Origin of the sequence: Arthrobacter sp. efr-133-R2A-63 (assembly GCF_030209795.1) — a bacterium.
Lineage (GTDB): Bacteria > Actinomycetota > Actinomycetes > Actinomycetales > Micrococcaceae > Arthrobacter > Arthrobacter bambusae_A.
Genome location: NZ_JARVRG010000039.1, coordinates 29,034 through 43,570, shown reverse-complemented (window position 1 = coordinate 43,570; position 14,537 = coordinate 29,034). Strand labels below are relative to the sequence as shown.

Genomic DNA, 14,537 nt, shown 5'->3' with positions numbered 1-14,537 from the left:
CAAAACTGAAGAGTACGACGCCGGGCGAGCGCCCGGCGTCGTACGCTTACCTTAAAGAACACATACGTTAAGGGGACGAAATGACCGAGAAGGTCAAGCTGCTTAGCCACGTCGAAGCGATCAACTGGAACCGCATCCAGGATGACAAGGACGTGGAGGTCTGGAACCGCCTGGTCAACAACTTCTGGCTGCCGGAGAAGGTGCCGCTGTCCAACGACGTCCAGTCCTGGCACACCCTGACGCCGGACGAGCAGCAGCTCACCATGCGCGTCTTCACGGGCCTGACCCTGCTGGACACCATCCAGGGAACCGTGGGCGCTGTGTCCTTGATCCCGGACGCCATCACCCCGCACGAAGAGGCCGTGTACACGAACATCGCCTTCATGGAGTCGGTGCACGCGAAGTCGTATTCCTCGATTTTCTCCACCCTGTGCTCCACCAAGGAGATCGACGACGCCTTCCGCTGGTCCCTCGAGAACGAGAACCTGCAGAAGAAGGCGCAGATCGTCATGGACTACTACCAAGGCGACGATCCCCTGAAGCGCAAGGTCGCTTCGACGCTGCTGGAATCGTTCCTGTTCTACTCCGGGTTCTACCTTCCGATGTACTGGTCTTCGCGTGCCAAGCTCACGAACACGGCAGACCTCATCCGCCTGATCATCCGCGACGAAGCCGTGCACGGCTACTACATCGGGTACAAGTTCCAGAAGGGGCTTGAGAAGGTCTCCGAGGAGAAGCGCCAGGAAATCAAGGACTACACGTTCGAGCTGCTCTTCGAGCTGTACGAAAACGAAGTCCAGTACACCCACGACCTCTACGACGGCGTCGGCCTCGCGGAGGACGTGAAGAAGTTCCTGCACTACAACGCCAACAAGGCCCTCATGAACCTCGGCTACGAGGCCATGTTCCCGGCCTCCGTCACCGACGTGAACCCGGCCATCCTGTCGGCCCTGTCACCCAACGCTGACGAGAACCACGACTTCTTCTCTGGGTCGGGGTCTTCCTATGTGATCGGCAAGGCTGTCAATACCGAGGATGAGGACTGGGAGTTTTAATCCTCCCTTCCCTTCCTGGCGGCCCACAACGCGGGGTCACTTATCGCCCATCCAAGGCATCGGAATGGGCGCTAAGTGACCCCGCGTTGTTTTTCACGAGGACGGGGACTGGACCACCGGAACGGTCCCCTCGCACGGCTCGGGCATTACGGCGTTCAAGTGGGCGATATGGGGAGGCATGGTGCCCCAGCCATCGCTGGAAGATCCGGATGTGGTCGGCATACAGTACGGGCAGGACTCCCGCGGATATAACGAGATGTCGGCGAGCATTACCTATACGCTGTGGCGCAATCCCGCTGGCCGATCCGACCCGATGAATCTGGCCGAGCTCGACGAGCAAGCGCGAAGGTCGATCGAAGACTTTCCGCCATGGCCGCGACCGGCATGGCTGATTGAAGGGGTTCAACGGATGCGATACCCGCAGCTCTGGGAGGCCGTGCGGACCACGTGGCATCGGGACCCTTCCGAACGCCCATCCCCGGCCCAGGTGCTGACAGAACACATGAACCACATCCTCGTGAATCGCTACCGGAGTGAATGGCCCGGGGGCATCGCGTGGGACCGTAACGCCGGGGACATCAGTAATCGTCCGGGCAGCCGCGTCGTAACCGTATGGATTGACGGCGTCGAAGTGCAGGGTGTGGAGATCGACGCGGATCCCCTCGTGTACGGGGTTGGCGCGTCACTTGAACAGGGTGGGGTTATGACTGCTGTCCTCCCACGCGAAGAGCTCGAATACATACGCATTGAATTCGCGAAACGCGCGTAGGCTGTGGGGACATCCACAGCGAGGGGGCCAAGGATGAAGCATCCGCGCACTGTGGCCGCCGTCGCCGTGCTGTTGGGGTTGGCCCTCTCCGGGTGCCAGACGATAGCCGGGCCGCTCCCGGTCGACTCCTCCACAACAGCGGTGCCCAGCCCGTCGTCGTCGGAGCTCACTGCCATCATCCAGACTGCTGTCGAGGACCGAAACGCCACCGTCCTCGACAATCCCACTGCTCCACGCCTGGCCGAAGGGCAGACGACGGCGGCGTACCGGGCCAAGCGCGCGCGGGACCTCCCGGTGGTGGCCCGGTCAAAGGCCGGGTTCAAGTCAAAGGGCTTTTGGTACACGGACTTTTCGACGAAGATCACGGTGGAATCCGTGGAGGTGAGCGGGTCGACGGCAAGCGTCCATTTCAAGGAACTCACGGAAGAACACCAGGCCTCGGCGGCGAACGGGCCAAGCAACGTCCCGTTGGGCTACTCGGTGTCGCAGCCCGCTATGTTCCTGGCATCCGTGGATGGATGGCAGCTGGACAGCATCGCCCCTTCCACGCCGGGGGGCCTTTTGCCGATGTCCATCGTCAAGGGCTGAAACCGGAGCTGCACCGGTCCCGGGTCGGATTGGCGCGGGATCCGCCAGATCTACCCTCCTCGGCCAGGGAACGTGCCAGCCGAAACTGTAGGAAGTAGAGGGTCGGATGGCCCGTTCAATTCCTACTTATCCTGCTGTCGGCGCACCATCTCGCTGATCCAGATGGGTGCGAACGGAGACGTGCAGTTCGGGGGAGTCGGATAATCCCTGAGCACCCCCAAGCGCTCACCGATGTCAATGGCGCGGGCGCGATGCTCGGCGTGTTCGATCCCGATCTGGGCCAAGCACTGGTTCATGGCCCATTGCAGGCGATCCGGCGCGTCTTCCATCTCCGCCTCGATGACGTCGAGCAATCCTGCGAGATCCAGGCCCTCGGGATTCTTCGCCACCCGTTCGCTCGTCAACGCCCAACCGGCACTCGCCACCACCGGATCCGGATCGGTGAACCAGGCAAGACGCAATTCTTCGCAGTGCGGGTTCTTCTTCGCCACGTAATTGACGAGCCAGTCGTGCACCTTCGGAGTCCGCGCCTGGCGCAACATGACGTCCAACTCATCACGGTCGAACCCCTTCGGACGGCAGATCAGGATGGCCAAAAGCCTGGCGGCCGTTTCATCCGTCGCCCAGAGCTGGTGCGCGAGTTCCTGCTGCGTCTTCAACCGCTTCGCGAGGGCGCGGAGTTTGCCGAGGTTCACACCGTGATCGTCCCCGTGTTTTTCGTTCACCGCGCGAGGCTTCGGGTCCTCGAGCGCGGCCAGCTCGGCCACTATCTCGAGCACAGTCTCTTCGACCACTTCAGCCTCCTGTTGGTCACTGGTGGGGTTGAGCATACTAGGACAGGAAGCTCCGGATGCTGTGGCCTGCGTCCCTCCTGCACGGACTTCCAGTGGATCAAGCGGTTTGGAACTCGGGACATTCCGGGTAGGGGTCGTTCAGCCGCACGGGTCGATCCGGATCCCCAGGATCGACTGGACCGTGGTCAACGTCCATGTCGTCGGGGTCGGGCCATGGATGTGCGGCCGTGAAGGAGCACCAGTCCGGGAAGGGATCCTGCGGCAGTTCCGGATCCCGCGGAAATTCCGGATGTGCCGGCAGCTCATGGCCCGGTGGCGCACCCGTGTCCAGGTCCGTGTCGATGATCGTGAAGTGGTGTGGCCAGCGGGGTGGTTCCCAGTCCTGCTGTTCGCTGGGGTAGTGCCGTTTGGATGGTGAGGTCCAGCCCGGCGGGTGGTCCTTGCTGGCCGGGGAGGGAGTCCATCCGGTCCGATGTCTGAGACGGTGGTGCTTGGGGCAGGGTTGGCCGAGGTTGGTGATGCCGGTGGTGCCGCCGTCGGCCCAGGCCAAGAGATGGTCCGCGTCGTTGTCCAGGGAGTGGTTGTTGCAGCCGGGGAAAGGGCATTTGCCGTCGCGGAGCCGCAGCCACTGGCGCTGGGCCTTGGTGAGGCGGTAGCTCGTCCGTCCGATTTCCAGCGGAGCGCCGTCGCGGGGGTCGATCAAGACGCGGTGAAAAGAGTCAGCGCCGTCGGCGATCAGGCTCCTGGCCATGGACGGCGGGATCGGCCCATACCCGTCCAGCATGGCCGGTTCCTCCGTGACGCCCAGCAGGGACAGGATCGGGACGGTGACCAGCACCTGCGCCCGCGGGGACGGAACGCGCCCCGTCAGCCCCGGTTCCGCGCGTCCGCCGCCCGCCAGGCCGCCGTCGGGCACAACGCCCGGCAGGCAGCCGTCGGGCACAACGCCCGCCAGGCCGCCGTCGGGCACACCGCCGGTGGTGTTGGTGAGGAGCCAGGTGGCGGTGATGTCAGCGCGGAGCTGGGCGAGGGTCCGGGGCTCGTCGGGGCCTTGGAGGGCGCGGGCGGCGGCGGTGGTCCGTTCCCATATGCCCGCGGCGGTGGCCGCCGGGAGGTAGGCGGAGAGCCAGGCCATGCCGTCGCGGTCCGGGAGGTATTCGACCCGCCGGTCTTCGGCGCTCTTGGCGTGGCGCGATTCGATGCTGACGGGGTGGTGGCGTTCGCGCCAGGTGCGTGCTTTGGCCCGGAACCGGGACGGGACGAGGGCCCCGGCCGGGCAGCCGCGGGCGGGGTTGGGAGCATCGGGGTCCAGGAAGTGCGCTTCCAGGGCGGCTGCCCCGGCGGGGCCCAGGCCGCTTGTTTCGTCGACGATGATCCGGGCGTGCTGCCAGGAGATCGTTCCGGACTGCAGGGCCTTCAGGGTCAGCGGCAGCGTCGTGGTCAGGGACCGGGATTCGACCAGGAGGCCCCCGGCAGTCCGTTCGCTGACGGTCAGGACGCAGGCGACCTCGGCGATCAGGGCAAGTTCCTGGGCGGTGGATTCCTGTGGCGAGGACGCTGGCGGCGCCAGGGCACTGGCCGCCTGGACGTAATCCGCGGCGAGCTTCGCTTTCAGCGCGGCGGTCCGGGCTTCCAGCCTGGCCACTTCGGCGAGGCCGTCCAGGCAACCATCGGCGAGATCCCGGAGCGGATCGGGGCGTTCGGAGGGACCAGCGTCCTGAGCGAAGGCGGCAAGCACGGCAACGGACGCGGCAACGGCCTCCACTGCCGCCCTGCTCTCCGCGCTCCAGGCTGTCTTTCCATCCATGCCCCCAGCATCTCAGGAGGCACCGACAATTAAGCTCCGTCGCTGGGAGAGCCCCACACCGGTTCCCGCTGCTCGACCGGCTTGCTGCTGATGCCCTGCGAAAGCTCAGCCTCCAGCTCGCTGATGCTCGGCAGCGTTGACGCGATTTCGGGCAGCGACCCCGCGATCTCGGCTTCCCATTCTGCGATGCCAACGGGCTTGTTGAACCCGCGCAGCGCATATTCGGCCACGACGTTGTTTTTGGTCTTGCATAGCAGGAGCCCAATGGTTGGCTGATCGTCGGCGTGCGCGAGCAGATCGTCCACGGCGGACATGTACATGTTGATTTGGCCTAGGTATTCGGGTTTGAAGGCGGTGGCCTTCAGTTCAATGACCACGAAGCATCGCAGTTTGAAGTTGTAGAACAGCAGATCCGTGTTATTCCGAGCTCGGAATAATGTCGACTTGCTGTTTTTCCACATAGAACAGCTTCGGTACGTTGTCGTTGAACTTAAGACAGGCCGGTTTCAGCCGGAGCATGTCGGCAAACTCAATTTCTACGTGGCCCTCGTCGATGACGTGCTTCGCCGGGAATACCACAACGAAACCGTTGGCATCCTGATCTGCGGTACCAAGAACGACCGAAGCGTCCGCTACAGCTTGGGACGGTCAACTTCACCTATGGCCGTCGCGGCCTACACTTATGACAAACTCCCGGCTGCGGAGCAGCGGGCGTTGCCTGATGAAGGGCACCTCGTGGCTGCGCTGGAATGGGCGGAACCCGACGCCCAAACCGACGCCGATCCGGCGGACTTCAAGGGGAGCATTTCCTTGCCTTGAGCAGCGGTTGGTGGAAGGCTCTGGCCATGAGTCCTTGGTTCGAGCGCCAGCAGCCCGAGGTTCGCACGACCCAAGGTGCTCCGGTTGTGCACTACGTATCGGCCCAGTACTCCTATGGTTGTCCTGAGCCGCCAAGTTTTTTGATTGGGGAGCGCGGTGGATGGTCCTACCCGGCCGCCATTGGTGCGATTCGCGTTCACGCTGGGTAAAGCCCAGGCCCGCGTACCATCTGGATAGGGGCCACTGCAGAAAACGGACAATATTGTGTCGTAGCGAAACGCGTTTGGATGCTCTTGCGACACTCTGGAGTCCGTTTTCCGTTGACCAGCCTGTCCGCATCCGCCCGAGACAGTCGCTGGAAGACGCCGGTGGCGTACAACGACACGCCCTTGGTGTCCGTATTTTCCGCGAAATCCTTTAGCGAGTCCCAGGACTCGCTAACTGCGTCTGCCAATAACCCGGCCGCGAAACTCTCTTCAAACGTGGCCCGCTGTCTTTCGACCAATTTCAACTTGCCGCCCTGGATGCGGTAAGCGCTAACGCAACCTGAGTCGAAGTGGACCAGGACTTTGCCTTCTGTAACCAATGAACCGCCCTCATTCCTTTCCTGTGCCAAATGGGCCGGACTGCCGCGACCGCATCCGAGCCGCTGATGGGTTGACGGGCGCCCTGAGCGCGTGAGTCGACGATGGGCGACGACGTCACTATCGAACCAGTCGACGCGCTCCCTGTGTAGCAATACACCACGGTGCACCGGTGATTGCCAGGTGCGCCAAGACGCTCCGACACCGCACAACCTCTTGGGCGTCGGAAGCTCGTTAGGGCTTTAGGCGGGCGCACCATGGAGGGGTCCGCCACTGCTAATCGCTTCTTCCGTTCAGGACCCTGACGTACTTCTCGACGAACTCTTCCCGTCTCTCCGGATTGTATTGAGTAATGAACCGCGGGTGCTCCAAGGGCACGATCTTTTCAAAGAACTGTTCTGTCTTGTTTACCTTTGACAAGAATCTGAAGTTCTCGCCGCTGCCAATGCAATAGCACACCGAAGTGTCAGTTCCAAACTCCAGCTGACGCCTTATGGTGTCAACGATGAAGGAACTCAGGCTCTCTAGCAGCATCTTGTTTTCGTAATAGTTTGCGTTGACCTCGCTTCCCTTGGCATTCGTCCTCACCAAGCCAAGGGGGCATACGAAGCTCATGACGATGTCGCCATAGAACCTATCGCGTCCCCCGTAGCGCCCGATGACATCGTCTATAAATCCGGAGGAGTTTCGGCTTATCGCATAGCCGTCGATATCCGCACCAGCCTCGCTTGCGAGGAGCTCGGCGTCCGCAAAAGGAACTCCGGTCACGGCCGTACCGCGTCGAGCTGGTGAACTTCCCAGAACTAGACGGCGCGGCTCATTGTCGTCGTAGAATCTCTGGTAGAAGGCCGTCGTTACCTCCCGAACATGCTCCTTCTGTGGTCCGCTGAACGGGTTGAGGACCGTGAACCCGGGGGGTAGCTCAAGAGCTGTCTCGGCAAGTTGCTCGTTGAACTGCAGTACCCGATCGGCAACAGTCGTTTGGCCGCTCATTGCAAAGTTCCTTCCGTTGGTGTTAGGCAAGATTGCCACTTCTGACCTGTCCGATCACACCGGGCCGTCTGCGACAGCCTTCCCCTTTAAACGTATGGACGTCGTGCACGTGATTGTACGAGGGAGCAGAGTTGTCGTTAGCTTGCGACTCCCGACAGATAGATTTCTGTGCTTGCTGGGGTCATTCGGATGTCCTCGAATCCCACACTGCCAAGCTCAGCGCAAATCAACCTGGCTGTATCCATACCCCGGTAGAGGTCCACGAAGTCAGTCCCCGGGAGGATCAGGCCCGGCACGACGCTGTTCGACCGTCCAGTGTACAGGAACCCGTTGGCTACGGAGACGATGATGGTCCCGCCCGGTTTCAACACCCTGTGAGCCTCCGACGCTGCTGTAGAGGTGTCGAAGAACGACGAGTTGTATGTTCTCAAGGAGACATACAGGTCGTAACTGTTCTCCGGTAGGGATGTCAGGTTGTCAGCACTAGCGAGGATTGTCTTTGACGACGGAATCCGTTCGCTGATATTCAGCAAGCCGCGTTCCGCGATGTCAACAAAGGTGGTCCGCGGACAATCTGAAAACAGTGTTGCTGCTTCGTACCCTGCACCGACGCCGACGTTGAGGATATCTGCTGAGGGCAGGGGCCTAGTGGACAACCTCCTGTAAGTCGACACGAAGTCGTCGGCCCAATTCAAGTTGGCAGACCGGGCGTCGTATGAATAGTCATAGGAGCCATACTTCGCGTCAAACGCCTCGGCCAGTGCGTCATGTACGGCGCGGTCTGCCTCCGCGTATTCGACCCCATGCCTCTTGCAGATTAGCGCTGCGAGTGCAGACTTCTTCCTGTTTGCAACGCTATACAACGGCGGCCCTCGGCGGGAGCTTGATCCATAAACGACCGTTTCCGCTACAAACCGGAGTCTCCTTCAGAAAGATTTGTGACTCGCAGCGATAAATGGCCGTCTTTTCGCAGCGCTATTTGTCACCCTCAGCACGTAAGGGGATCGGCGGATTCAAGCAGTCATTGGAAGACTCCTGGGCGCGTAACCAGGAGATGCCCTTGTCTCTGATGGCGTCCAAGACCTCACGGGCGACGTCTTTAGTGGATCGGTTCGGTTGAATAGCAAACCAGGTGTCGGTTCCCCATACGAGTATTCCCAAACGCTTTGATGTCGTGACAGGACCCAAGACGTTTGCGCTCGGCCGCACGCCCATCCACTTCTCCGTCTCACGCTTGGTGTTCCAAGCCTGGCGGTCGACTGCAGAAAGGTTCACCGTGAAGCGCACCTCATCCGCGGTACTGGACGTTGATCTCTGAAGGCCCAGTAATAACCAATGAGTGGCGGACGGAAGTTCGAACTGTGCGCCGCTTCCGCGGAAGCCAAGGCGACGCAGCTCCGGCGCCAGTTCCGTGCGCACCATTGAACGAAAGTGGTCCTGCGCAGTGCCTCCAACGATGCTCACGGCACGAGCATAGCCGCAGCAACGGAGACCAGCGGTGCAGGGGACAACCGTGCCCGGTGAAGGATCCCTCTCCGTGCATTCAACGCTCCATCGAGCTCAGAAAGAGAACGAGTTCGCAGCGATTACGACCACGACAGCGCGGACCCCGCTATCGTGGTCAAACTGTCGGTAGTGAATTCCCGGATAATCAGCTTCCTTAGCTGTTCTTCCCCGTGAGGTTGTGAACGCGGGCTGAGGGGCTTGGCCGCCGAGTGATCACTTCCTTCGGCGGATGACGTACAGAGCGACAAAGACCACGAACAGGGTGACAAAGACTGCGACCAGGACGCCTGGGGTGATTCCCACTGTCATCTCTCCTCAAACAAGTCGCTGAGTCTCCCCGGGGTGCGACGAAGACTCTGATACCTGATGTCCGGGCGCCGTGGAGACTTGTTCCTGACGGTACACCGACCCTATCGATCGCGGCTGCTGCCGCATCCGCGCGCGGAGCACGTTTCGAGGCTACCGCGTTCACAACCTCAAGGGTATGAATCTCAGCGCTGAATGGCGGCATCTCATTGCAGCACTGACTGTCGCCTCGCCGCGCGTAAGCCGATCCTCTACCGGACGCTAGGCGAATGGAACGGATTCCAGCGCAACCGACCCTGATTCAATTATTGCGACCTTGCATCCGAGCAACTGGCCAACGATCTGCTCCAATGTTCGGACATCTCGAAGCTGGCCTAAATCGGCTCGATCAAGTACAAACATGCGTTCGTCGTCGCTGACGACCGGCAAGGTTCGAATGGGGCCCTTGTAGCCGGCGAGGCTGAACGCGCCCAATACAGCGGTGCGCTGTCCGATGTTAAACACCATCAGATAGTAGTGCCCCATTCATACGGAGCGCCGTAAGCCAGTGAGCGAACGAACGCCTCAGTTGTCATGACGACGTTGCGCCTCGAACTCCCTGCGTTCGCGCCGGGCAGCAACGCCGAAAGGCACGAGGACGGCAAGCAGCACCAATCCCAGCAGGACTGTTGTCGGCCAGAACCCCAACCAAGGTCGAATGAACCCTGATGCAACAATCGCCCCTGTGAATGCCCAGAGGTTTGCTTTAGCAAAACGCTTCATCTTTGGGGAAAGATCTTTGTACGCATCCGAACCGGCCATGGCTCACGATAGCGACGCAACAGGAGCACCGCCAAGGGGCGTTGACTCGAAAGCTCCCTACAGGACGGCTGGGCTGCGACGCGCCGCCCGGTAAAGGATCACTGCCTTACGGGACGGCAGGCGATGGAGTCTTGGATGGGGCACTCTTGACCGTGGGATTAGGCTCTGGGCATGACCACTCAAAGGAATAATCAGCCGACGAAAGGCCAAGCCGTGTTCATGGCGGCCATTGCGTCGCTGTGGCTGGCCAGCAACGCGGTGGCTGTGCTGGTGGAGGGACGTCCAGCCACAGTCTTTTTCTGGTTCGTCATGGCCATGAACGTCGTCCTCTTGGGAGTCTCCATTTGGATGTATCTCCGCGCTGCCAGAAACTCAAGAACATCGAGCTAAAACGCACTACGAGGCCAGCCGGCACCTTCTGAGCATTCACCGAACACACGAAATATGGCCTGGTTAAAAGTCCTCCGGCACTAACCCGCCCGGTGAAGGATCCCTAACCGGACGCGAAAACAGCGAGTCGCGCGAGGGGGTGGGAGTATTCTGACGGGATGAGCCGCGGACCCACTAGAAGAGTTCGTCAACTGATCGAATCCGGAGCCGTCGATCGAGAATTGCTCCTGGCTGCCGAGCATGAGGCGGACCTTGCTGCGTGCCCTTACATCGGGCTGGAACACATCGAAGTGGCCCTGCTGCGTGCCCAAGGCAGGGACGAGGAAGCCGACCGGAACCGGAGTCAGGCGCCCGCTCCCGGCCCCCACCATTGGTGGCGCCCCCTCGGACCACGATCCGCTTTCCGGCCCCGAGGGCTCGCGGAGACAGCGGCCGCTCAACGCGCCGCCCAGCGCAACGAACAAATCCTGCGCCCTGATGAGCCCAACGATGGGGACTGGCAGACCGGGCACCAAGTCCCGGGTCAAGGACGGGACAGTTCAGCCGTCGAAGAAGGTTGCCAGCGGTCAACGACTCATTCAACTAGCGAGTCTCCACGCGAAAAGTTCCACTGACTACGCGGCCAGCCTCCATGGATGAGCATCCTTTTCGCCGGGATTCTTGCCGGTCCTCACGTCATCATTTGGCACCGATACCTATTCAGCCCTGGTCGGCCCTCAGCAGATCGCAACAAACAACACTGACTGATCGGTAGAGCTTTTCCCGCAGGAGATAATGCCCGCTGGTGGATCCTTCACCGGACGCTTATGCAAGCCGCTACGGGAGCGAGAGGTCCATGATCTGTGTGAAAACCATCTCCTCGCTCGGATTGCTGGCAGGCAGCATGGCGCCTCCCGTGTTTTGGACAATGCTAGGCGTGGGGGGTCTCCGCCGGTCACGTCCGAGCCCGAGCGTCGCAGTCTGGGCGCCGAGCGGGCGGGCGAACGCGGTTGCCATGACGCTGAAGCGGTCGCTGCCGCCGCCGTTCCCGTGAACCGATTTCGCGAATGTGCCGTCGGAGAGCCGTAGAACGAGCGCGTCGTCGTTGTGCCCCCTCCGGCGCGGACGATTAATGAAAGTCACGTTCACCCGCACAAACGAATCCCAGACCTCGTAGCTGGTCACATAACCTCGGACCACCGAGCCGTCCGGGACCGGCACCTCGAATTCGTGCCGCGCCGGCAGTAGCACCCGTTCCAGCCGCGGCGGCTCGCCCCCCATAGAGTGCACTGCACCGATCGTCGTCACCATTGGTTAGCTCCTCTTTCTGCCAGCAGCGCGCCCCCGCATCCCGTTCAGCGACACACCACCGATCATGCCTGATAGCCAGCGGCTGTCAACACTCACAGCCGGGGCAAGAAGCTTCCAATAGAAGCAGCGGGCTTCTGCTGCCGGGAACAATTTCTTTCGGCTGCAGCTATCTCGGTGAGGGATCCCGAACCGGACGACGCGACCAGAAGCTGCGTCTGAATAAATCCGCTCATCTACAGTGACGTTTGGGACTGGCCGCTATGCTCCAAGCATGAACCGGCCCGGATTGAAGGTAACTCTTCTCGGATTTGTCGTCATGACTGTCTGCTGGTTACTAGCTGCACTTGCTGGGCCGCCCACGCAACGTGGGCCGTACATTGCCCTCGCGGTCCTCTTTGCGCTTGGTGGCCTATGGGTGTGGCGGCGTCTTAGAAAGACGGATTAGTCGCATTCCCAAAGGATCGTCATTTCATAGCTATCCAGCAGAAGCATCGCGGCAGTCGTGCCCGCGAACCGATCCACCAGCGTGCATTATCTCCTGCGGGAAAAGCTCTACCGATCAGTCAGTGTTGTTTGTTGCGATCTGCTGAGGGCCAACCAGGGCTGAATAGGTATCGGTGCCAAATGATGACGTGAGGACCGGCAAGAATCCCGGCGAAAAGGATGCTCATCCATGGAGGCTGGCCGCTGTTAACAACGATCAGGAGTGCCCATGGCCCTGAGCAGAACAGCGCCACGATCGACCACAACAGTCTCTTACGTACGTCGGCTGGTTCCATGCCGCCATCGTAGCTGGGCACGGTTACGGGCGACAGCCTCGGAACGAAGAGCTTTTTCCCGCAGGAGATAATGCACGCTGGTGGATCCCGCACCGGGCGGAAGAGGAGCGCACTGCTGTTTCGGTTCGGTCCAGTCCACCGCCTCGAGAATGGGATCGTTTCGGAGCCTCCTTATTAAGTATTCGGGGCCGCTTACTTTTGTGGCCTGGAGGTCGTAATCAGTTAAGACGAACCAGGTGCGGTCGGCCGACATCTGGGGACCAGAAGAGGGTGGGGATCCTCAGCGGCGCGAATCGATGGGGCTACTTCTGCAAGGAAGGGACTCGGAGCCGGGCGCAGGATCCGGGGTCCCCGGGGAGGACGGCGACGGTGTTGTCTACCACGCATTCGGTGAGATGCGGGATGTAGTGCCCGAAGCTCCCCGTCATCTGCGGGTCGGTCACGAGCTGATTCCCGTTCTGGTCCTTGAACTTGTATCCGGGTGCCTGGCTCCCTGGGGCGGGGGACAGGAAGTCGGCGGGGATGAGGTCGTCGGTGATCCCGTCTGGGTTCATCCTTCCCTCGCTCCAAAGGCGGCTGCAGAGGTTCACGGGATTGCTGACCTGCTTCATCCCGGTGGTCATGTGGCCGGTGTTCGGGTCCTTCGTTGCGTTCGCACCGTCCGAATCGACGATCCCGGCCGTCATGTATGGCGGGAGCGTACCTTCCTGAGGTGGCGTGAGCTTGTGGGTTGTCGTGAGGTCCGCGTGGAAGTAGCAGCGGATGTCCTGCTTGTCGTTCACCGGCGCTGGCGCCGCCGCTGACGTCGGCGTTGGCGACGGGGCATGCGATGAGGTGTCGTTGGAAGCACAGGCACTCACGGTGGTCGCCATCAGAACCGCGACGCAAAGCGCCGCCCTTACCGTTCCCCTCGCAGCCAAAGGCGCGCCCCCGTTCATCTCATCGCCACGAGAATCACTCCGACTCCCGCCGCAGCTGAGCCTATCGGATCTTCAGCGGACGGGGCGGCGTCCGGTGAGGGATCCCTTGATCGGAGGGGAGGAAAGCATCATTCTGGGCGCTTGCGAACTCCCGTCATGAATCGGGCTCTCGCTTTCACGCCATGGCGTGCAACTCGAACTCGTTGGGAGCATATGCCCTGCCAAGGGTTGCCCGACCAGCACCAGGTTGGTTGATGAGGACATTGCCGTAGCCGTCACTGGCGAGCCAGAACGTTATCGTCGTTCCGGTTTGACCATTCGTGAATTCGGGTAGCGTGTTGGCTGGCCCTGAAAGGACGAATGTGCGTTCCTTGCCGTCGGTGTCCAGCGCCCATAACCGGGCGCTTACCCAACCCCGGTAGACGGTCCGTGAGATGAAGCGGGCAGTTACGGCCCGCCACGGCTGGCTGCCACCGGCCTTACGAGCCCGCCGGAAGCGCGCAGCTGTGACGAGGAAGTACACGCAAGCGCAGAGGATGGGCGTGGCCAGCAGGGTAGCGGGCATGCCGATGTCGCCCCACAATGGATCGTCATAGCCGATGATGCGGACCGCACTCGGGTCCCAGGGGTCCGTGCTGACCGTGACAGTTGCCCCGAGAGATGGCAGTTGGCTGCAGGGTGCATCACCGGAGAACATGACGGTGCGCGGTTCGGGCACCTGGGCGAGACTCAGGTAGACCTCGCAGTGCTTCCCCTTCGCATTGAACTCGTGGGTGCGAACCACAGTTGCCCCGGTACGCGGCCAGTCCTCATGAAACGGCCTTGTCATGACCCAGAAACCCGCTCCCCAGAGTAAGACCGCCGCAGCGACCAGCGCGCAGGCCACCCAAAAGCGTCTTAACAACCGACGACGCAGTCCCGATTCAACCCAAGCCGTCCCGTTCCCGGACGGACGGCCATCGGAAAGAAGGCACAGGTCCTTCGTCAACGGCAAGCTCTCCGGTTCGCCGGCCATGCCCGCACCCATGCTGCCCATGGTTTCAGTCCCCATGGGTAGAAGCGTAGAGGATCAAGACAGGCCCGATGCGGCCTGCAGCATTCACCGCGTCGGTCCCAGTGCCCGGTTAAGGATCGGT

The 14,537-nt window shown here is 61.4% G+C and carries 16 protein-coding genes and 1 pseudogene; 6 read left to right on the top strand and 11 right to left on the bottom strand.

The window, feature by feature from the left end; all coding sequences use genetic code 11:
* The first annotated feature begins 80 nt into the window (after positions 1-80).
* The 3 genes from nrdF (at position 81) to QRN45_RS19730 (ending at position 2,412) form a co-directional block, all read left to right on the top strand.
* A complete protein-coding gene (nrdF, locus tag QRN45_RS19740; protein WP_059389329.1) occupies positions 81-1,055 on the top strand; it encodes a class 1b ribonucleoside-diphosphate reductase subunit beta in 975 nt (324 codons plus the stop codon).
* Positions 1,056-1,233: 178 nt separating this feature from the next.
* Complete coding sequence (locus tag QRN45_RS19735; RefSeq protein WP_241707827.1) at positions 1,234-1,824, top strand: hypothetical protein; 591 nt, start codon at positions 1,234-1,236, stop codon at positions 1,822-1,824.
* Positions 1,825-1,857: 33 nt separating this feature from the next.
* Entirely contained in the window at positions 1,858-2,412 is a 555-nt protein-coding gene (locus QRN45_RS19730; RefSeq protein WP_241707826.1) for a hypothetical protein, read from the top strand.
* 122 nt (positions 2,413-2,534) lie between these two features.
* Here the strand turns inward: QRN45_RS19730 and QRN45_RS19725 are convergent, their stop codons facing one another.
* From QRN45_RS19725 to QRN45_RS19715, 3 genes are all read right to left on the bottom strand, one after another.
* Positions 2,535-3,242: a DNA alkylation repair protein gene (locus QRN45_RS19725; protein ID WP_241707825.1), complete on the bottom strand. Its 708-nt coding sequence runs from the start codon at positions 3,240-3,242 to the stop codon at positions 2,535-2,537.
* Positions 3,243-3,303: 61 nt separating this feature from the next.
* Positions 3,304-5,013 (bottom strand): HNH endonuclease signature motif containing protein, encoded by a 1,710-nt coding sequence (locus QRN45_RS19720; protein ID WP_284764391.1) that lies wholly within the window; start codon positions 5,011-5,013, stop codon positions 3,304-3,306.
* Positions 5,014-5,042: 29 nt separating this feature from the next.
* The gene (locus QRN45_RS19715; RefSeq protein WP_284764388.1) at positions 5,043-5,474 is read right to left on the bottom strand and encodes a PDDEXK nuclease domain-containing protein; all 432 of its coding nucleotides are present in this window, start codon (positions 5,472-5,474) and stop codon (positions 5,043-5,045) included.
* On the opposite strand from QRN45_RS19715, the pseudogene QRN45_RS19710 reads away from it, so the two are divergent.
* Positions 5,452-5,832, top strand: a pseudogene (locus QRN45_RS19710) (PDDEXK nuclease domain-containing protein); the annotation flags it as partial. The gene QRN45_RS19715 and the pseudogene QRN45_RS19710 overlap by 23 nt on opposite strands.
* 860 nt (positions 5,833-6,692) lie before the next feature.
* Here QRN45_RS19710 and QRN45_RS19705 read toward each other — a convergent pair.
* From QRN45_RS19705 to QRN45_RS19685, 5 genes are all read right to left on the bottom strand, one after another.
* On the bottom strand, positions 6,693-7,409 hold the full coding sequence (locus QRN45_RS19705) for a uracil-DNA glycosylase family protein (RefSeq protein WP_284764387.1): 717 nt from the start codon (positions 7,407-7,409) through the stop codon (positions 6,693-6,695).
* A gap of 137 nt (positions 7,410-7,546) precedes the next feature.
* Positions 7,547-8,272 carry a class I SAM-dependent methyltransferase gene (locus QRN45_RS19700; protein ID WP_284764386.1) on the bottom strand — a complete coding sequence of 242 codons (726 nt, stop codon included), beginning with the start codon at positions 8,270-8,272 and terminating at the stop codon, positions 7,547-7,549.
* Between the two features lie 112 nt (positions 8,273-8,384).
* A complete protein-coding gene (locus QRN45_RS19695) occupies positions 8,385-8,873 on the bottom strand; it encodes a DUF4304 domain-containing protein (RefSeq protein WP_284764384.1) in 489 nt (162 codons plus the stop codon).
* Positions 8,874-9,482: 609 nt separating this feature from the next.
* Positions 9,483-9,746 carry a hypothetical protein gene (locus QRN45_RS19690; protein ID WP_284764383.1) on the bottom strand — a complete coding sequence of 88 codons (264 nt, stop codon included), beginning with the start codon at positions 9,744-9,746 and terminating at the stop codon, positions 9,483-9,485.
* A 39-nt stretch (positions 9,747-9,785) separates the two neighbouring features.
* Positions 9,786-10,022, bottom strand: a complete 237-nt coding sequence (locus tag QRN45_RS19685) for a hypothetical protein (RefSeq protein WP_284764382.1) — start codon at positions 10,020-10,022, stop codon at positions 9,786-9,788.
* Between the two features lie 171 nt (positions 10,023-10,193).
* On the opposite strand from QRN45_RS19685, the gene QRN45_RS19680 reads away from it, so the two are divergent.
* Entirely contained in the window at positions 10,194-10,412 is a 219-nt protein-coding gene (locus tag QRN45_RS19680) for a hypothetical protein (RefSeq protein WP_284764380.1), read from the top strand.
* A 158-nt stretch (positions 10,413-10,570) separates the two neighbouring features.
* Positions 10,571-11,026: a hypothetical protein gene (locus QRN45_RS19675; RefSeq protein ID WP_284764378.1), complete on the top strand. Its 456-nt coding sequence runs from the start codon at positions 10,571-10,573 to the stop codon at positions 11,024-11,026.
* A gap of 202 nt (positions 11,027-11,228) precedes the next feature.
* Here QRN45_RS19675 and QRN45_RS19670 read toward each other — a convergent pair whose 3' ends face one another.
* The 3 genes from QRN45_RS19670 to QRN45_RS19660 form a co-directional block, all read right to left on the bottom strand.
* Positions 11,229-11,702, bottom strand: a complete 474-nt coding sequence (locus QRN45_RS19670; RefSeq protein ID WP_284764376.1) for a hypothetical protein — start codon at positions 11,700-11,702, stop codon at positions 11,229-11,231.
* A gap of 1,081 nt (positions 11,703-12,783) precedes the next feature.
* The gene (locus QRN45_RS19665; protein ID WP_284764374.1) at positions 12,784-13,263 is read right to left on the bottom strand and encodes a hypothetical protein; all 480 of its coding nucleotides are present in this window, start codon (positions 13,261-13,263) and stop codon (positions 12,784-12,786) included.
* A 313-nt stretch (positions 13,264-13,576) separates the two neighbouring features.
* On the bottom strand, positions 13,577-14,452 hold the full coding sequence (locus tag QRN45_RS19660; protein ID WP_284764373.1) for a hypothetical protein: 876 nt from the start codon (positions 14,450-14,452) through the stop codon (positions 13,577-13,579).
* Positions 14,453-14,537: the final 85 nt, after the last annotated feature.